21 protein-coding genes and 1 tRNA gene are annotated in these 18,045 nt (G+C 57.9%); 19 read left to right on the top strand and 3 right to left on the bottom strand.

Annotated elements, in window-relative coordinates; all coding sequences use genetic code 11:
- The first annotated feature begins 75 nt into the window (after window positions 1–75).
- The 8 genes from D8U71_RS07115 to D8U71_RS07080 all read left to right on the top strand — a co-directional run bounded on the left by D8U71_RS07115 (window position 76) and on the right by D8U71_RS07080 (window position 7,689).
- The gene (locus D8U71_RS07115; protein WP_016774037.1) at window positions 76–525 is read left to right on the top strand and encodes a hypothetical protein; all 450 of its coding nucleotides are present in this window, start codon (window positions 76–78) and stop codon (window positions 523–525) included.
- 198 nt (window positions 526–723) lie between these two features.
- Complete coding sequence (locus D8U71_RS07110; RefSeq protein ID WP_125926680.1) at window positions 724–1,680, top strand: sugar ABC transporter substrate-binding protein; 957 nt, start codon at window positions 724–726, stop codon at window positions 1,678–1,680.
- Window positions 1,681–1,735: 55 nt separating this feature from the next.
- Window positions 1,736–3,289 (top strand): sugar ABC transporter ATP-binding protein, encoded by a 1,554-nt coding sequence (locus D8U71_RS07105; RefSeq protein ID WP_110598884.1) that lies wholly within the window; start codon window positions 1,736–1,738, stop codon window positions 3,287–3,289.
- A complete protein-coding gene (locus D8U71_RS07100; RefSeq protein WP_016774040.1) occupies window positions 3,286–4,263 on the top strand; it encodes an ABC transporter permease in 978 nt (325 codons plus the stop codon). The genes D8U71_RS07105 and D8U71_RS07100 overlap by 4 nt, the downstream gene beginning before the upstream one ends.
- Window positions 4,264–4,266: 3 nt before the next feature.
- On the top strand, window positions 4,267–5,286 hold the full coding sequence (locus D8U71_RS07095; protein WP_110598886.1) for a LacI family DNA-binding transcriptional regulator: 1,020 nt from the start codon (window positions 4,267–4,269) through the stop codon (window positions 5,284–5,286).
- A gap of 24 nt (window positions 5,287–5,310) precedes the next feature.
- Entirely contained in the window at window positions 5,311–6,228 is a 918-nt protein-coding gene (gene rbsK, locus D8U71_RS07090; RefSeq protein WP_125926679.1) for a ribokinase, read from the top strand.
- Window positions 6,225–6,629: a D-ribose pyranase gene (rbsD, locus tag D8U71_RS07085; protein ID WP_071171733.1), complete on the top strand. Its 405-nt coding sequence runs from the start codon at window positions 6,225–6,227 to the stop codon at window positions 6,627–6,629. Before rbsK ends, rbsD begins: the two co-directional genes overlap by 4 nt.
- Before the next feature lie 31 nt (window positions 6,630–6,660).
- Window positions 6,661–7,689: a nucleoside hydrolase gene (locus D8U71_RS07080; protein WP_016774044.1), complete on the top strand. Its 1,029-nt coding sequence runs from the start codon at window positions 6,661–6,663 to the stop codon at window positions 7,687–7,689.
- Between the two features lie 34 nt (window positions 7,690–7,723).
- Here the strand turns inward: D8U71_RS07080 and D8U71_RS07075 are convergent, their stop codons facing one another.
- Window positions 7,724–7,924, bottom strand: a complete 201-nt coding sequence (locus D8U71_RS07075; RefSeq protein ID WP_016774045.1) for a hypothetical protein — start codon at window positions 7,922–7,924, stop codon at window positions 7,724–7,726.
- A 131-nt stretch (window positions 7,925–8,055) separates the two neighbouring features.
- On the opposite strand from D8U71_RS07075, the gene D8U71_RS07070 reads away from it, so the two are divergent.
- Both D8U71_RS07070 and D8U71_RS07065 read left to right on the top strand, forming a co-directional pair.
- Window positions 8,056–8,358 (top strand): hypothetical protein, encoded by a 303-nt coding sequence (locus D8U71_RS07070; RefSeq protein WP_016774046.1) that lies wholly within the window; start codon window positions 8,056–8,058, stop codon window positions 8,356–8,358.
- A gap of 166 nt (window positions 8,359–8,524) precedes the next feature.
- On the top strand, window positions 8,525–8,842 hold the full coding sequence (locus D8U71_RS07065) for an I78 family peptidase inhibitor (RefSeq protein WP_016774047.1): 318 nt from the start codon (window positions 8,525–8,527) through the stop codon (window positions 8,840–8,842).
- A gap of 65 nt (window positions 8,843–8,907) precedes the next feature.
- On the opposite strand, the gene D8U71_RS07060 is transcribed toward D8U71_RS07065, so the two are convergent.
- Both D8U71_RS07060 and D8U71_RS07055 read right to left on the bottom strand, forming a co-directional pair.
- Window positions 8,908–9,120, bottom strand: a complete 213-nt coding sequence (locus tag D8U71_RS07060; protein WP_003179963.1) for a cold-shock protein — start codon at window positions 9,118–9,120, stop codon at window positions 8,908–8,910.
- A 290-nt stretch (window positions 9,121–9,410) separates the two neighbouring features.
- Entirely contained in the window at window positions 9,411–9,713 is a 303-nt protein-coding gene (locus D8U71_RS07055; protein WP_016774048.1) for a hypothetical protein, read from the bottom strand.
- A 370-nt stretch (window positions 9,714–10,083) separates the two neighbouring features.
- Here D8U71_RS07055 and thrS point away from each other — a divergent pair, with 370 nt between their 5' ends.
- The 9 genes from thrS (at window position 10,084) to D8U71_RS07010 (ending at window position 17,536) form a co-directional block, all read left to right on the top strand.
- A complete protein-coding gene (gene thrS / locus D8U71_RS07050) occupies window positions 10,084–12,006 on the top strand; it encodes a threonine--tRNA ligase (RefSeq protein ID WP_024012407.1) in 1,923 nt (640 codons plus the stop codon).
- On the top strand, window positions 12,006–12,557 hold the full coding sequence (gene infC / locus D8U71_RS07045) for a translation initiation factor IF-3 (protein ID WP_169432615.1): 552 nt from the start codon (window positions 12,006–12,008) through the stop codon (window positions 12,555–12,557). The genes thrS and infC overlap by 1 nt, the downstream gene beginning before the upstream one ends.
- Window positions 12,558–12,617: 60 nt before the next feature.
- Entirely contained in the window at window positions 12,618–12,812 is a 195-nt protein-coding gene (rpmI, locus tag D8U71_RS07040; RefSeq protein WP_002553160.1) for a 50S ribosomal protein L35, read from the top strand.
- A 27-nt stretch (window positions 12,813–12,839) separates the two neighbouring features.
- Complete coding sequence (gene rplT, locus D8U71_RS07035) at window positions 12,840–13,196, top strand: 50S ribosomal protein L20 (RefSeq protein WP_002553161.1); 357 nt, start codon at window positions 12,840–12,842, stop codon at window positions 13,194–13,196.
- A 109-nt stretch (window positions 13,197–13,305) separates the two neighbouring features.
- Window positions 13,306–14,322, top strand: a complete 1,017-nt coding sequence (gene pheS, locus D8U71_RS07030; RefSeq protein ID WP_003226365.1) for a phenylalanine--tRNA ligase subunit alpha — start codon at window positions 13,306–13,308, stop codon at window positions 14,320–14,322.
- 26 nt (window positions 14,323–14,348) lie between these two features.
- Complete coding sequence (gene pheT / locus D8U71_RS07025) at window positions 14,349–16,727, top strand: phenylalanine--tRNA ligase subunit beta (RefSeq protein WP_125926676.1); 2,379 nt, start codon at window positions 14,349–14,351, stop codon at window positions 16,725–16,727.
- A 3-nt stretch (window positions 16,728–16,730) separates the two neighbouring features.
- Window positions 16,731–17,033, top strand: a complete 303-nt coding sequence (gene ihfA / locus D8U71_RS07020; protein WP_002553164.1) for an integration host factor subunit alpha — start codon at window positions 16,731–16,733, stop codon at window positions 17,031–17,033.
- Window positions 17,014–17,370, top strand: a complete 357-nt coding sequence (locus D8U71_RS07015) for a MerR family transcriptional regulator (protein WP_003179985.1) — start codon at window positions 17,014–17,016, stop codon at window positions 17,368–17,370. The genes ihfA and D8U71_RS07015 overlap by 20 nt, the downstream gene beginning before the upstream one ends.
- An 89-nt stretch (window positions 17,371–17,459) precedes the next feature.
- Window positions 17,460–17,536, top strand: a tRNA-Pro gene (locus tag D8U71_RS07010).
- Window positions 17,537–18,045: the final 509 nt, after the last annotated feature.

Raw genomic sequence — 18,045 nt, 5'->3', positions numbered from 1 at the left:
GGTGACAAATCCCTGCTAAAGAAATGTGCTCCCAGGCCGATGCGTCCTCAAGGAAACCAAATCTTAGGAGTTCACATGTCACTGACGGTCGGTTTTGCCAATCCCGCTGCAGTCACCATCGGCGGTAAAACTGCAGCCACGATCAACACCCTGAACGACGCGACCAATGAGGCTTCGGCGCAGGCGCTGGGTACCGAGAAGACTGAGAAGAATCAGGTCAGAACCGGTGGTGGTCCTGTGCAGGAAAACAGTGAAACCGAGGCTGACAGCAATCTCAGCATCACCGTCAAGACACTGCTCAAGCGGATGAAGGAATTGCAAAAGCAACTTCAGGAGCAGCAGCAGCAACTGGCTGCGGCTCAGGCCGCAAGCTATCCGACTCCCGAAGCGAAATCCCAGGCAGTGATGTCGATTCAGGGCCAGATCGCGCAAACCAGCGCCGCACTGGCGGAAGTGGCGGGTGCGTTGGTCAAGGAGATGTCGAAAAGCGCTCCCAGCGGCGGCTTGGTCAATACGACTGCCTGAAGCGCCAAATTGCCAATTCGGCGATTCGACCTACAACAAAAGACGATTTCTGATTGTTGACAAATGTCGGCGGGATTCTCATAGTTCGGTCTACGCAAACGTTTGCGCGGCTTGGAAGGGCATTTTCTCCCGGAGCCGTGACGTAGCTTACGTCAGCGCAAACGTTGCTCACAATAATCATAAGATCGGAGTGAACCCATGAAGCTGCCATTCGCCGCACGTCTTCTTGCTGTCGCTATGCTGGCTGCCACAGCCGCCGCACTACCTGTCTCCTCGGCGTTCGCCGAATCTGCAGTAAAACCCAAAGTCGCGCTGGTCATGAAATCCTTGGCAAACGAATTCTTCCTGACCATGGAAGACGGCGCCAAAGCCTACCAGAAAGAACACTCCGCCGATTTCGATCTGATCTCCAACGGTATCAAAGACGAAACCGACACCGCTGGCCAGACTCGCATCGTCGAACAGATGATCCTGGCCAAGGTGAATGCACTGGTGATCGCGCCTTCTGACTCCAAAGCCATGGTGCCGGTTATCAAGAAGGCCGTAGACGCCGGTATCACGGTGATCAACATCGACAACCAGCTCGATCCCGCCGTAGTCAAAAGTAAAAACATCAACGTGCCTTTCGTAGGCCCGGACAACCGCAAAGGTGCACGTCTGGTTGGCGAATACCTGGCCAAGCAACTGAAGGCGGGCGACGAGGTCGGCATCATCGAAGGCGTGTCCACTACCACCAACGCACAGGCGCGCACGGCCGGTTTCAAGGACGCGATGGAAGCCGCGCAGATCAAAGTGGTCTCGCTGCAATCCGGTGATTGGGAAATCGACAAGGGCAACAAGGTTGCCGCTTCGATCCTCAGTGAATACCCGGATGTCAAAGCACTGCTGGCCGGTAACGACAGCATGGCGGTCGGCGCCGTTTCCGCAGTCCGTGCCGCTGGTAAGGCTGGGCAGGTGAAAGTCGTCGGTTACGACAACATCAATGCGATCAAGCCAATGCTCAAGGACGGCCGCGTGCTGGCCACTGCTGACCAGTTTGCAGCCAAGCAGGCCGTGTTCGGCATCGAAACCGCACTGAAGATCATCAAAGGCGAGAAAGTCGACAGCGGTGCCAACGGCGTGATCGAAACACCGGTCGAACTGGTCACCCAGTAAGTCATCTGGCGACACAACGGCGCTCGTCCGTCCGGGCGAGCGCATGGAGATTTCTATGTCAGTTTCCGCCCCGAACGCTGTCCTCTCGGTCAGCGGTATCGGCAAGACCTATGCGCAACCGGTGCTCACCGGCATCGATCTGACGCTGATGCGCGGTGAAGTACTGGCGCTGACCGGCGAAAACGGTGCCGGCAAAAGTACCCTGTCGAAGATCATTGGTGGTCTGGTCACGCCAACCACCGGCCAGATGCAATTCCACGGCAAGGACTATCGTCCGGGCAGCCGTACCCAGGCTGAAGAGCTTGGCGTGCGCATGGTCATGCAAGAACTCAATCTGTTGCCGACGCTGTCGGTGGCGGAAAACCTGTTTCTGGATAATCTGCCGAGCAGCGCTGGCTGGATCAGCCGCAAGCAGTTGCGCAAGGCGGCGATCGAAGCCATGGCGCAAGTCGGCCTCGATGCGATCGATCCGGACACGCTGGTCGGCGAACTCGGTATCGGCCATCAGCAGATGGTCGAAATCGCGCGCAACCTGATTGGCGATTGCCACGTGCTGATCCTCGATGAGCCGACCGCGATGCTCACGGCGCGCGAAGTCGAAATGCTCTTCGAGCAGATCACCCGATTGCAGGCTCGCGGCGTTTCCATCATCTATATCTCTCATCGTCTCGAAGAACTGGCGCGGGTGGCGCAGCGTATTGCTGTGCTGCGTGACGGCAATCTGGTCTGCGTCGAGCCGATGGCCAACTACAACAGCGAGCAACTGGTCACCTTGATGGTCGGTCGCGAACTGGGCGAACACATCGACATGGGGCCGCGCAAGATCGGCGCTCCGGCGTTGACGGTCAAAGGGCTGACGCGTTCGGACAAAGTCCGCGACGTCTCCTTCGAAGTGCGTGCCGGGGAGATCTTCGGTATTTCCGGATTGATCGGGGCAGGGCGCACGGAATTGCTGCGGCTGATATTCGGTGCCGATGCTGCCGACAGCGGCACCATCGCGCTCGGCTCCCCGGCCAAGGTCGTGAGTGTCCGCTCGCCAGTCGATGCCGTACGCAATGGCATCGCGTTGATCACCGAGGATCGCAAGGGCGAAGGGCTGCTGCTCAGTCAGTCGATCAGCGCCAACATCGCCTTGGGCAACATGCCGGAAATCTCCAGTGGTGGTTTCGTCAACAACGGCGACGAAATCTCCCTGGCGCAGCGTCAGATCGAAGTCATGCGTATCCGCAGCTCGAGCCCGACGCAGCTGGTCTCGGAACTGTCCGGCGGCAATCAGCAGAAGGTCGTGATCGGCCGCTGGCTGGAGCGCGACTGTTCCGTGCTGCTGTTCGACGAGCCCACTCGTGGGATCGATGTCGGTGCCAAGTTCGATATTTACGGTTTGCTCGGAGAGTTGACCCGCCAGGGCAAGGCGTTGGTCGTGGTGTCCAGTGACTTGCGTGAGTTGATGCTGATCTGCGACCGGATCGGCGTGCTCTCGGCGGGACGTCTGATCGACACCTTCGAGCGCGACAGCTGGACCCAGGATGATTTGCTTGCCGCCGCTTTCGCCGGCTACCAGAAACGTGATGCGTTGCTCAATGAAGCAGCGCCTAGGGATCTCCCATGAAAACTGCATCTTCTGCCAGTAAACGTAGTGGCAATTTCTTTGGCCTGGGTACTTATCTGGGCCTGGCCGGTGCCTTGCTGGCGATGATTGCGCTGTTCTCGGTCCTGAGCAGCCATTTTCTCTCGTACAACACTTTCAGCACCCTGGCCAACCAGATTCCCGACCTGATGGTGCTGGCGGTAGGCATGACCTTTGTGCTGATCATCGGCGGCATCGATTTGTCCGTCGGCTCGGTCCTCGCGCTGGCCGCGTCGACGGTCAGCGTTGCGATTCTCGGCTGGGGCTGGAGCGTTTTGCCAGCGGCGCTGCTCGGCATGGCGGTGGCGGCTCTGGCCGGCACCATCACTGGCTCGATCACCGTGGCCTGGCGGATTCCGTCGTTCATCGTCTCCCTCGGCGTGCTGGAAATGGCCCGCGGTGTGGCGTATCAGATGACCGGGTCGCGGACTGCGTACATCGGCGATGCGTTCGCCTGGCTGTCGAATCCGATCGCGTTCGGTATTTCACCCTCGTTCATCATCGCTTTGCTGGTGATCTTCATCGCGCAGGCAGTTTTGACCCGCACTGTTTTCGGCCGCTACCTGATCGGCATCGGCACCAACGAAGAAGCCGTGCGGCTGGCCGGGATCAATCCCAAGCCCTACAAGATTCTGGTGTTCAGCCTGATGGGGCTGCTGGCGGGCATTGCCGCTCTGTTTCAGATTTCGCGTCTGGAGGCGGCTGACCCGAACGCAGGTTCGGGCCTGGAACTGCAAGTGATCGCGGCGGTGGTTATCGGCGGTACCAGCCTGATGGGCGGGCGCGGTTCGGTGATCAGCACTTTCTTTGGTGTGTTGATCATTTCCGTTCTGGCAGCCGGTCTCGCGCAGATTGGTGCGACGGAGCCGACCAAGCGCATCATCACCGGCGCGGTAATCGTTATCGCTGTGGTGCTCGACACCTATCGCAGTCAACGCGCCAGTCGCCGGGGCTGAACCATGGCAACGATCAAGGATGTAGCGGCGCTCGCGGGCATTTCCTACACGACCGTGTCGCACGTGGTGAACAACACCCGCCCGGTCAGTCAGGAAGTGCGGCGCAAAGTCGAGGCGGCGATCAAGAGCCTCGACTACGTTCCCAGTGCCGTGGCGCGCTCGCTGAAAGCCAAGACCACCGCGACCATCGGTTTGCTGGTACCTAATAGTCTCAACCCGTACTTCGCTGAATTGGCGCGCGGAATCGAGGATTACTGCGAGCGCAACGGCTATTGCGTGATCCTCTGTAACTCCGACGACAACCCGGACAAGCAGCGCAGTTATTTGCGTGTGTTGCTGGAAAAGCGCATCGACGGTTTGATCGTCGCCTCCGCTGGCGGTGACAGTGGTCTGGCGCAAGGACTGGCGGGCGTGAAGACGCCGATGGTCATCGTCGACCGGGGCCTGGAAGGTGTAAATGCCGATCTGGTGCGCATCGACCACGAATACGGCGCTTATCTGGCAACCCGTCACCTGCTCGAGTTGGGGCATCGCGACATCGCTACGATCGGCGGTCCGGCCAGTACCAGCGTGGCGCAAATGCGTCAGGCCGGTTACTGCCGAGCGCTGCAAGAGGCGGGAATCGAGGTGCGCGAAGAGCGCATGCTGGAAAGCGACTTCACCAGCACCGGCGGTTACAACGCCGCTGCCCGGCTGCTTGAAAGCCATCCGCCCAGTGCGATTTTTGCCGGCAACGACATGATTGGTATCGGTGTGCTGCGCGCAGCGGCCGAACGTAACGTGCGAGTGCCGGCCGAGCTGTCGGTGATCGGCTTCGATGACATTCAGATGAGTCGTTATGTCTATCCGGCGCTGACCACGGTCGGCCAGTCGATCCTGCAACTGGGCGAGATGGCCGCCGAAGTGCTGTTGCGCAGAATTGCTGCGCCGGAATCGGGCACCGATCAACGCATAGTGACCCCGAGTATTGTCCTGCGCGAATCGACCGCGCCGCTGTCCGGCGTGTTCACCGAATATCGCTGAAACCGAATTGATGAGTAGTGATGTATGCCAGCAAATGTAGTGGTAATAGGCAGCCTGAACATGGACCTGGTCACCCGGGCGCCACGGCTGCCGCGCGGCGGTGAAACGCTGATCGGTCATTCCTTTGCCACTGTGTCGGGCGGCAAGGGCGCCAATCAGGCGGTTGCCGCTGCTCGTCTGGGCGCGCAGGTGGCGATGATCGGTTGCGTCGGAAATGACGACTACGGTGTGCGATTGCGCGATGCCTTGCTCGCCGAGCACATCGACTGCCAGGCTGTCAGCGTCGTAGAGGATTCCAGTGGCGTGGCGCTGATTGTGGTGGATGACGACAGCCAGAACGCCATCGTGATTGTCGCCGGAGCCAACGGCGCAATGACGGAAGCGGTAATTGACCGTTTTGATGCGGTTTTGCAAGCCGCCGATGTGGTGATCTGTCAGCTCGAGATTCCCGATGCGACGGTCGGGCATGCGCTCAAGCGTGCACGTGAACTGGGCAAGACCGTCATCCTCAATCCGGCGCCGGCGAGCCGTCCTTTGCCGGCAGACTGGTTCGCGGCGATCGACTATCTGATTCCTAACGAGAGCGAAGCCGCCGCGTTGAGCGGGCTCGCTGTCGACTCGTTGCAGTCGGCAGAAACGGCTGCCACTCAATTGATTGCCATGGGCGCCGGTAAAGTCATTGTCACGTTGGGCGCGCAGGGTTCGTTGTTCGCCAATGGCAAGGGCTTCGAACACTTCCCCGCGCCGACCGTGAAGGCGGTCGATACCACGGCCGCAGGCGACACCTTTGTCGGCGGTTTCGCCGCAGCGCTGGCCGATGGCAAATCCGAGGACGAGGCGATCCGCTACGGTCAGATCGCCGCTGCACTGTCGGTTACCCGCGCCGGTGCACAACCGTCGATTCCAACCATGTCCGAAGTACAGGCGTTCAGACCCGCATGAAAAAGACTCCATTACTCAACGTCGCGCTGTCGCGACTGATCGCTTCGCTTGGCCACGGTGACATGGTCGTGATCGGCGACGCCGGTTTGCCCGTGCCGCCGGGTGTCGAGCTGATTGATCTGGCGCTGACCCATGGCATCCCTGATTTCGTCAGCACGCTGAAAGTCGTACTCAGCGAGATGCAGGTGGAAAGCCATGTGTTGGCCAGAGAGATCTTCGATAAGCAGCCCTCGGCGCTGGCCGATCTGGACGCGATGAACGAAGAGGGCGCGCTGGGCCGTAGGGATCTGCTCACTCACGAGCAGTTCAAGGTACTGAGCCGACAAGCCAGGGCGATCATTCGTACAGGAGAATGTCAGCCGTACTGCAACATCGTTCTGGTCGCCGGAGTTACATTCTGATTTCCGATTTCACCTGCACAAGGAATGCGCTATGCAACGCTATGCTGAAAAACTCCATCAACTGCTTCGGGGTCTGCTGCTTTTGTCCGTGATAACTGCGACCGGCGCTCAGGCGGCGGAAAAGATCGACCTGATCATCGACACCGATCCGGGCGCTGACGACGTGGTCGCCTTGCTCTTTGCCCTCGCTTCGCCGGATGAGTTGAATATCCGAGCCTTGACCACCGTCGCTGGCAACGTGCGCCTGGACAAGACTTCGCGTAACGCGCGGCTGGCTCGCGAATGGGCAGGGCGCGAAGACGTGCCGGTTTACGCTGGCGCACCGAAGCCACTGATGCGCACGCCGATCTACGCCGAGAACATTCATGGCAAGGAAGGCTTGTCGGGCGTCACGGTTCACGAACCGAAGAAAGGCCTGGCGAAAGGTAATGCGGTCAATTATCTGATCGACACTCTTAAATCGGCCAAACCGCACAGCATCACCATCGCCATGCTCGGCCCGCAGACCAACCTGGCTCTGGCGTTGATCCAGGAACCGGAGATCGTTCAGGGCATCAAGGAAGTGGTGATCATGGGCGGGGCGCATTTCAACGGTGGCAACATCACCCCTGTGGCTGAATTCAACCTGTTCGCCGATCCGCAGGCTGCCGAGGTGGTGCTCAAGAGCGGGGTGAAACTCACCTATCTGCCGCTGGACGTGACCCACAAGATCTTGACCAGTGACGCGCGCCTGAAGCAGATCGCCGCGCTGAACAACAATGCGAGCAAGATCGTCGGCGACATTCTCAACGAATACATCAAGGGCGATATGGAGCACTACGGCATTCCCGGCGGCCCGGTGCATGACGCCACCGTTGTGGCGTATCTGCTCAAGCCCGAGTTGTTTACCGGTCGGGCGGTCAACGTCGTCGTGGATAGCCGTGAAGGACCGACATTCGGCCAGACCATCGTTGACTGGTATGACGGCCTGAAAGCGCCGAAGAATGCATTCTGGGTCGAAAATGGCGACGCCCAGGGATTCTTTGATCTGCTGACCGAGCGCCTGAAACGCCTGAAATAAGTCGTCGACCCGCAGGCAGTTTGCCTGCGGGTTTTCACTGCGGCTGTTCGGCCTGGCCGATCGGATAGCGTTCAAATACCTGATTGATAAAATGCTGCGCCGCTTCTATCCCCAACTCCTTGACCAGTAAATCGATGCCGATCAGCGCCAGTTCTTCCGTCGTGCCGGGGCTGTAAGAGCTGTGTCCTTCGGCCCATTTGGCGTTGATGGCGGCGTCGATGCTTACACTGGTCATGAGGAGGCTCGAAAGGTCGGGGTGTCTGTTTTTCGAGTTAACCATTTTGCGCGGCGTTTGGCACTGCGACTTAGGCATGAGCGGAGCGCTATGCGACACTTGGTCTTTTCCGGCTTACCAAGGACCCTGTTGTGCAGATCGATCTGAATAGCCCTGACGGCCTCACACTCGATGCCGTGCGCCAATTGCTCGCCTCAGCCAGTGACGACGTACACAACCAATTGCGCGTGACCAAAGACGGCATCGCCTATCTGTCCACCGTGACCGGTGGGCAGGATATCGACGGTCTGCTGTTTCGCCTGGAAACCTGGGCAAAGGGCTCCGGCTATGTGGGCAACGTCGCAGCCAGCGATGAAGTCTGGGTGATGCAGATTTTCAACGCGCTCAAGGACAACTGGCCGAATCCGCCGTATGACTACATCGACGTTTATTGAGGTCGTTAATATTCAGTCACGATTGTTTGCTGAGTCGCCGCGCGCAGCTCAGGCAAACTCGGCATTTTTCCGCTCGTGGGGCAGGGCATGGCTTGAGCCTTGAAACCAAACGCCGCATTGGCGGTCGCACGATCTCTGCTTAAACATTTGAAAACAAGGAGGCTTCATGCCTTTGAAGTTCGCGACACTGGGTGCACTGATGGCCGCTGCGCTGTTGGCTGGTTGCAGCACAACCTCCAGCGAGTCGGCAAAGGAACCCGTGGCTGCTGAATCGGGGAACAGCCGCTGCGAAGCATCGGCAGCGCAATTCGCCATCGGCAAGAAGGCATCCCCTGAATTGCTGGATCAGGCACGTGCCAAGGCTGGGGCGCAAAATGCGCGCTTCCTCAAGCCAAACGACATGATCACCCTGGAATACCGCTCCGATCGCCTGAACCTGAACACCGACAACAACCTGGTAGTTACTCGCGTCAACTGCGGCTGAGTCCTTTTGTGTCAGGCATAAAAAACCCCGTCACCAGGACGGGGTTTTTTTAGTGCGCCGAGAAATTACTCTGGGCGAACCTGTGCAGCTTGCATACCCTTTTGGCCTTTCTCAGCCACGAAAGAGACGGTCTGGCCTTCTTTCAGGCTTTTGAAACCGTCGGATTCGATAGCTTTGAAGTGTACGAACAGGTCGTCACCGCCACCTTGAGGAGTGATGAAGCCGAAGCCTTTTTCATCGTTGAACCATTTAACGGTGCCGGTTTGGCGATTAGACATGGTGTATCTCCAAGAAACATATATTTTCAGTAGTACTGTGCTGCTCAGGCCAACTGGGCACACCCGGGTATCATAGTCGAAATGTTCGCTTTGGGAGCCCCCCGGACGTGCTGTTTGCCAATCAGTCGTGTTTTCTTTACCACCCGTTTCTGCTGAAAGCCCCGGTTTGGAAGGCTTTCAGCGAAACGTAAAGACGATAAAAAAACCTGTAAAACCTGCATAAATCGTCTGAAAAGGCTCATTTCCAGCACTTTTTTCCGCCTTTCAGCCGATATTAATACCCGGTTTTCTTATTTTTTCGGGGCGGTATTTGCCTTGCATTTGGCGATCTGGCCAAGGGCTTTCTGTTGCAATTCAGGAGTCGCCTTGTTGTCCATCAGCGCCTGAATGTCGCTGGCCGGATAGGACTTGATGGCGTCAGCTCCGCAAGCGCAGTGGGATTTCGCCGCAGCAGCACCGATTTGCTGGGTCGCAGCCTGAGTGCACTGGGCCATGTACTTTTCGCGCTCGCCTTTCGGCCAGTCGGCATGGGCGCTCAGTGGCAGCAGCAGGACGACGGGGGCGACGACGGCGAATAAGCTTTTCAGACGCATGCGAGGATGCTCCTTGTGGGTCAATGTCTTGTTATCTGAGGGCGCAAGGGCCGATCAAGTTCAGCACTCTGGCATAAAATCGGACATTTCGCCTTCTGCCAAATCAGGGCGTGAGCGACCGCTCATCTGTGCTAGCATGCCGGGCTCAAGCGTTCTCAGGCTTCGGATGACCTTCAGTCCCGAAGCGGTCGGCGTGCGAATTTTTCCGATTTGAATCCCAGTCACTCTGGTTCGGTTTTCCGGTTGGCCGCAAGGCTCCTGCCGCTGTAAGGCAGGCGTTCGTCATTGAATGGCCTGGATCGGATCTTGTACTGGCTCATCCCAACCCACGTGACCTTTGGTAGGGGTCACCACTAGGAGAGGAGGCGCCATGCCAACTATTACTCTTCCCGACGGCAGTCAACGTTCATTCGATCACCCGGTTTCCGTAGCCGAGGTCGCCGCATCCATTGGTGCAGGTCTGGCCAAGGCCACGCTCGCCGGCAAGGTCAATGGCCAACTGGTCGACGCCAGCGACATCATCAGCAGCGACGCGACCCTGCAAATCATTACGCCAAAGGATGAAGAGGGGCTGGAGATCATTCGCCACTCTTGCGCGCACCTGGTTGGCCACGCGGTCAAACAGCTGTACCCGACCGCGAAGATGGTAATCGGCCCGGTCATCGACGAAGGCTTCTATTACGACATCGCCTACGAGCGTCCTTTCACGCCGGAAGACATGGCGGCCATCGAACAGCGCATGCAGCAGCTGATCGAGAAGGATTACGACGTCATCAAGAAAGTCACTCCGCGCGCCGAAGTGATCGAAGTGTTCAAGGCCCGTGGCGAAGACTACAAGCTGCGCCTGGTCGAAGACATGCCGAACGAGCAGGCCATGGGTCTGTACTATCACGAAGAATACGTTGACATGTGCCGCGGTCCGCACGTGCCGAACACGCGTTTCCTGAAATCCTTCAAGCTGACCAAACTGTCGGGCGCCTACTGGCGTGGCGACGCCAAGAACGAGCAATTGCAGCGCGTCTACGGCACCGCCTGGGCCGACAAGAAGCAACTGGCGGCATACATCCAGCGCATCGAAGAAGCCGAGAAGCGCGATCACCGCAAGATCGGCAAGCGCCTGGGCCTGTTCCACACTCAGGAAGAGTCGCCGGGCATGGTGTTCTGGCACCCGAACGGCTGGACTCTGTACCAGGTGCTCGAGCAGTACATGCGCAAGATCCAGCGCGACAACGGCTACCTTGAGATCAAGACTCCTCAAGTCGTCGACCGCAGCCTGTGGGAGAAATCCGGGCACTGGGCCAACTACGCCGACAACATGTTCACCACTCAGTCGGAAAACCGCGACTACGCCATCAAGCCGATGAACTGCCCGTGCCACGTGCAGGTGTTCAATCAGGGCCTGAAAAGCTACCGCGAGTTGCCGATGCGTCTGGCCGAGTTCGGTGCCTGTCACCGTAACGAGCCATCGGGTGCGTTGCACGGCATCATGCGTGTGAGAGCGTTCACCCAGGACGACGCGCACATTTTCTGCACCGAAGAGCAGATGCAGGCCGAGTCCGCTGCGTTCATCAAGCTGACCATGGACGTCTATCGCGATTTCGGCTTTACCGAAGTCGAGATGAAGCTGTCCACTCGTCCGGAAAAACGTGTCGGCTCCGATGAGCTGTGGGATCGCGCTGAAGCAGCATTGGCTGCGGCCCTTGATTCTGCTGGCCTGCCGTACGATCTGCAGCCGGGCGAGGGTGCTTTCTACGGGCCGAAGATCGAGTTTTCGCTGAAAGATTGTCTCGGTCGCGTCTGGCAGTGTGGTACCTTGCAGCTCGATTTTAACCTGCCTGTCCGTTTGGGCGCTGAATACGTCTCCGAAGACAACAGCCGCAAACACCCAGTGATGTTGCACCGCGCGATCCTCGGTTCGTTCGAGCGTTTCGTCGGGATTCTGATCGAGCACTACGAAGGTGCCTTCCCTGCGTGGCTCGCGCCAACCCAGGCGGTGATCATGAATATCACTGATAAACAGGCAGATTTTGTTGCAGAGGTTGAAAAAACTCTCAACGAAAGCGGATTTCGTGCCAAGTCCGACTTGAGAAATGAAAAGATCGGCTTTAAAATCCGCGAGCATACTTTGCTCAAGGTTCCCTATCTTTTGGTTATCGGAGATAAGGAAGTCGAGATGCAGACTGTCGCTGTGCGTACTCGTGAAGGTGCTGACCTGGGCTCGATGCCCGTCGCCCAGTTCGCTGAGTTTCTCGCGCAAGCGGTTTCCCGGCGTGGTCGCCCAGATTCGGAGTAATTATTATTAAGCGTGAAATGAGACAAGATAAACGAGCTGCACCGAAAGCCCCGATCAACGAGAATATCTCGGCACGCGAGGTTCGGTTAATTGGCGCTGATGGCGAGCAGATTGGCATCGTCTCGATTGATGAAGCGCTTCGTATCGCTGAAGAAGCAAAGCTTGATCTGGTGGAAATCTCCGCAGATGCAGTCCCGCCTGTTTGCCGGGTGATGGACTACGGCAAATCGATCTTCGAGAAGAAGAAGCAGATTGCCGCGGCGAAGAAAAACCAGAAGCAGATTCAGGTTAAAGAAATCAAGTTTCGTCCAGGGACGGAGGAAGGGGATTACCAGGTAAAACTGCGCAACCTGGTACGTTTCCTGAGTGACGGGGACAGGGCCAAGGTATCCTTGCGATTCCGCGGCCGTGAGATGGCCCACCAGGAGCTGGGGATGGAACTCCTCAAGCGGGTTGAACAAGACCTGCTCGAGTACGGTTCGGTCGAACAGCATCCTAAGATGGAAGGACGCCAGCTGATCATGGTCATCGCCCCGAAAAAGAAGAAGTAATCAACAGGGCACGGCAGGCCTTCTGATTATGTTTATCAACTGAATGCGGAGTATCCGAACATGCCAAAAATGAAAACCAAAAGTGGTGCTGCCAAGCGGTTTCTGAAAACTGCTAACGGCATCAAGCACAAGCACGCTTTCAAGAGCCACATCCTGACTAAAATGTCGACCAAGCGTAAGCGTCAACTGCGCGGTAGCAGCTTGCTGCATCCGTCTGACGTGGCAAAAGTCGAGCGCATGCTGCGCCTTCGTTAATTTAGTCAAGAATAGAGGAAGTAACTCATGGCTCGTGTAAAGCGTGGCGTCATTGCCCGTAAGCGTCACAAAAAAATTCTGAAACTTGCTAAAGGCTACTACGGCGCACGCTCCCGCGTATTCCGTGTTGCCAAGCAAGCGGTAATCAAGGCAGGCCAGTACGCCTACCGTGACCGTCGTCAGAAAAAACGTCAGTTCCGCGCTCTGTGGATCGCTCGTATCAACGCTGGTGCTCGTGTTAACGGTCTGTCCTACAGCCGTTTCATCGCTGGCCTGAAAAAAGCGTCCATCGAGATCGACCGTAAGGTTCTGGCTGATCTGGCAGTGAACGAAAAAGCGGCGTTTGCTGCGATTGTCGAGAAAGCTAAAGCCACCTTGGCTTAAGTACCCCCGACAGTCACCCGGCCTCACCTCTGTGGGGCCAGGTGTTAAACGTCATAAATAGGGGAAGAGCCTTCAAGCTCTTCCCCTATTTTGTATCTGGAGTCTGTACATGGAAAACCTGGATGCGCTGGTCTCTCAAGCACTAGAGGCTGTGCAAAGCGCTGAAGATATCAATGCCCTGGAGCAAATCCGGGTTCAATACCTTGGCAAGAAGGGCGAATTGACTCAGGTGATGAAGACCCTGGGGAATCTGCCGGCCGAAGAGCGTCCGCAAGTCGGTGCGCTGATCAACGTTGCCAAGGAACGTGTTACAGGCGTTCTCAATGCGCGCATGGCATTGTTTGAAGAAGCCGAGCTGGCTGCCAAACTGTCTGCCGAATCCATCGACGTGACATTGCCGGGCCGTGGCCAGACCTCTGGCGGTCTGCACCCGGTCACCCGGACTCTGGAGCGCGTTGAGCAGTTCTTCACCCGCATTGGCTACGGCATTGCCGAAGGCCCAGAGGTCGAAGACGACTACCATAACTTTGAAGCGCTCAACATCCCAGGCCATCACCCGGCCCGGTCGATGCATGACACCTTCTATTTCAATGCCAACATGTTGCTGCGCACCCATACCTCGCCGGTACAGGTCCGCACCATGGAATCGAAGCAGCCGCCGATCCGCATCGTCTGCCCGGGCCGCGTCTATCGCAGCGACTCCGATATCACCCATTCGCCGATGTTCCACCAGGTCGAAGGCCTGCTGGTTGATCGCGATATCAATTTTGCCGATCTCAAAGGCACCATCGAAGAATTCCTGCGGGTGTTCTTCGAGAAAGAACTGGCCGTGCGTTTCCGTCCTTCGTACTTCCCGTTCACCGAGCCATCCGCTGAAGTCGATATGGAATGCGTGATGTGCAGTGGCAAAGGCTGCCGCGTCTGCAAGCAGACCGGCTGGCTGGAAGTGATGGGCTGCGGCATGGTTCACCCGAACGTGCTGCGCATGTCCGGCATCGACCCGGAAGAGTTCTCCGGCTTTGCCTTCGGCATGGGCGTCGAGCGTCTGGCCATGCTCCGTTACGGCGTGAACGACTTGCGTCTGTTCTTCGACAACGACTTGCGGTTCCTCGCGCAATTTCGCTAGTCGTAACGAATTCTTAGGAGAGCAGGATGAAATTCAGTGAACAATGGCTGCGTGGCTGGGTCAGCCCGCAGGTAGATCGCGACGAGCTGGTTGCCCGTCTGTCGATGGCCGGTCTTGAGGTCGATAGCGTTACGCCGGCCGCCGGCGTATTCAGTGGTGTGGTGGTGGGTGAGGTGCTGAGCACCGAGCAGCATCCGGACGCCGACAAGTTGCGCGTATGCCAGGTCAGCAATGGCGCGGAAACCTTCCAGGTCGTGTGCGGAGCGCCAAACGTGCGCCCGGGCCTGAAGATTCCGTTCGCCATGATTGGCGCAGAGCTGCCGGGCGACTTCAAGATCAAGAAGGCCAAGCTGCGTGGCGTCGAGTCCAACGGCATGCTGTGCTCGCAGGCAGAGCTGCAGGTCGGTGAGGGCAACGACGGTCTGATGGAGCTGCCGGCCGATGCGCCGGTGGGCGAAGATTTCCGTGTGTATCTGGATCTGGAAGACGCCAGCATCGAGGTCGACCTGACCCCGAACCGTGGCGACTGCCTGTCCCTGGCCGGTCTGGCCCGTGAAGTCGGCGCGCTGTACGCCGTGCCGGTAACCCGTCCTGTGGTGGCTGCGGTTGCAGCGGTACACGACGAAGTCCGTTCGGTCGAGGTGCTGGCCCCAGCGGCCTGCCCGCGTTATCTGGGCCGGGTCATCCGTAATGTCGACCTGTCGAAGCCAACTCCGCTGTGGATGGTTGAACGTCTGCGTCGCGCCGACGTGCGCAGCATCGACGCTGCCGTCGACATCACCAACTACGTGATGCTCGAGCTCGGCCAACCGCTGCACGCTTTCGATCTCGCCGAAATCAATGGCGGCATTCGTGTGCGCATGGCTGAAGAGGGCGAGAAGCTGGTTCTGCTTGATGGTCAGGAAGTCAGCCTGCGTAGCGATACGCTGGTCATCGCTGACCACACTCGTGCACTGGCGATCGCCGGTGTCATGGGCGGCGAGCACAGCGGTGTTTCCGCGACCACCCGTGATGTGTTCCTCGAATCTGCGTTCTTTGATCAGATTGCGGTTGCCGGCAAGGCACGTTCTTACGGCTTGCATACCGACGCTTCGCATCGCTACGAGCGTGGCGTTGACTGGCAGCTGGCCCGTGAAGCCATGGAGCGCGCCACTGGCCTGCTGCTGGAAATCACTGGCGGCGAAGCTGGTCCGATCATCGAGACCGTCAGCGAGCAACATCTGCCATCGATTGCACCGATCACTCTGCGCGCGCAGCGCATCACTCAGATGCTCGGCATGGAGATGGATTCGGCACAGGTCGAGCGTCTGCTCAGTGCCTTGGGCCTGAGCATTACCGCTGATGGCGAAGGCCAATGGCGCGTTGAAGTGCCAAGCCATCGCTTCGATATCAGCCTGGAAGTCGACCTGATCGAAGAGCTGGCTCGCCTGTACGGTTACAACCGTCTGCCGGTTCGCTACCCGCAAGCGCGTCTGGCGCCACAGGCCAAGGCCGAAGCGCGTAGTGATCTGCCTGAGCTGCGTCGTCTGCTGGTTGCTCGTGGTTATCAGGAAGCGATCACTTACAGCTTCATCGATCCGCGTCAGTTCGAACTGTTCAATCCAGGTGTCGAGCCGCTGTTGCTGGCCAATCCGATCTCCAACGATATGGCCGCCATGCGCTCGTCGTTGTGGCCAGGTCTGGTCAAGGCGTTGCAGCACAACCTCAACCGTCAGCAGGATCGCGTGCGTCTGTTCGAGAGCGGCCTGCGCTTCGTTGGTCAGCTTGAAGGCTTGAAGCAAGAGCCGATGCTGTCCGGGGTAGTTTGCGGGAGTCGCTTGCCGGAAGGCTGGGCGCAGGGTCGGGATACCGTCGACTTCTTCGACGTGAAGGCTGACGTGGAAGCGGTGCTGGGTTTCGCCGGTGCCCTCGATTCGTTCACCTTTGCTCCGGGCAAGCACCCGGCGCTGCATCCGGGTCAGACCGCGCGCATCGAGCGTGAAGGTCGCGAGGTAGGCTATATCGGTGCAATTCACCCTGAGCTGTCGAAGGCGCTGGGGCTGGATCGTCCGGTGTTCGTCTTCGAGCTGGTTCTGGCGGAAGTGGCGCTCGGTAAAATGCCGAAATTCCACGAGTTGTCTCGCTTTCCTGAAGTGCGTCGTGACCTTGCCCTGATCGCGCACAAAGACGTCGCGGCCTCGGCTGTACTGGACGTAATCCGTGAAAATGCAGGCGAATGGCTCACAGAGCTCAGGCTGTTTGACGTGTATCAGGGTAAAGGTATTGATCCTGATAGAAAAAGCCTTGCAGTTGGCTTGACCTGGCAGCATCCATCGCGCACTCTTAATGACGATGAGGTGAATTCGACGACGCAAAATATCCTCACCTCGCTCGAACAAAGGTTGAACGCCACGTTAAGGAAGTGACGTATGGGGGCTTTGACGAAAGCTGAGATGGCGGAACGTCTGTATGAAGAGCTGGGCCTGAACAAGCGGGAAGCCAAGGAATTGGTAGAACTGTTTTTCGAGGAAATCAGGCACGCTCTTGAAGACAACGAGCAGGTCAAATTGTCCGGTTTCGGCAATTTCGACCTTCGGGACAAACGCCAGCGGCCTGGCCGCAACCCGAAAACGGGGGAAGAAATCCCGATCACGGCTCGCCGTGTGGTCACCTTTCGTCCAGGGCAGAAGTTGAAGGCCCGAGTTGAGGCTTATGCTGGAACCAAGTCATAACGACGAACTACCCGTCATCCCGGGCAAACGCTACTTCACCATTGGTGAAGTCAGCGAGCTGTGTGCCGTAAAGCCACACGTGCTGCGCTACTGGGAGCAGGAGTTTCCTCAGCTCAACCCCGTCAAACGCCGCGGGAACCGCCGGTATTATCAGCGCCAGGACGTGCTGATGATCCGGCAGATCCGCGCGCTCCTTTACGATCAGGGTTTCACCATCGGCGGCGCGCGTCTGCGTCTGTCCGGCGACGAAGCCAAAGACGATACCACCCAGTACAAACAGATGATTCGGCAGATGATTGCCGAATTGGAAGATGTCCTGGTGGTGCTCAAGAAATAAAAAGCAGCGTTTGAATACTTCCAGTTTTCAAAAGCTTGCGATATATTCTTGAGCGCTCTTCGAGGTGAAGAGCGAGATGCAACATCAGTCGGGGCGTAGCGCAGTCCGGTAGCGCACTAGCATGGGGTGCTAGGGGTCGAGTGTTCGAATCACTCCGTCCCGACCATATTTTTCAATGACTTAGGCCAATGTTCACAGCATTGGCCTTTTTCATGTGTTTGAGATGCGCGGGGCTGCTCGATCACGCCTGCGACTCGCACTACCAAGTGTTTGGGTTGGTCAGAATGTCCGCTCGTCGAGCAAATAGCACTCTCTGTGCGCCGATCTCCTCTCACTTATTAAGCGCAGCCCCTGCGCCACTGACGGGAGAGAATGATGATCGACGACAACAATGGCCCTGAAGCCCCATACCCGGGTCCAAGCGAGCAAACCCCTGATTCTGGCGAGGGTCATGACTCCGGCCTGGAGCAAGCTGACTCTGAGCCAAAGCAAGGTACCGACGAACGACCAGAGGACTGGAATCCGCCACCCGGCAATCCTGGTTCAGATCAAGATGCCCAGACCGGTCGCGATAACGGCGGCGCAAAATAGGCGCATGGAATTCATATCGTGTACGAGACCCGGCCATCGTCAGACTGTGTGAAAACCTAGCAATCTGCGCAGCGCTCAAAGAAA

Origin of the sequence: Pseudomonas sp. Sample_21 (assembly GCF_004307525.1) — a bacterium.
Taxonomy (GTDB): Bacteria; Pseudomonadota; Gammaproteobacteria; order Pseudomonadales; family Pseudomonadaceae; genus Aquipseudomonas; species Aquipseudomonas atacamensis.
The sequence above is the reverse complement of the archived record's forward strand: the minus strand, read 5'-3'. Positions and strand labels throughout refer to the sequence as shown.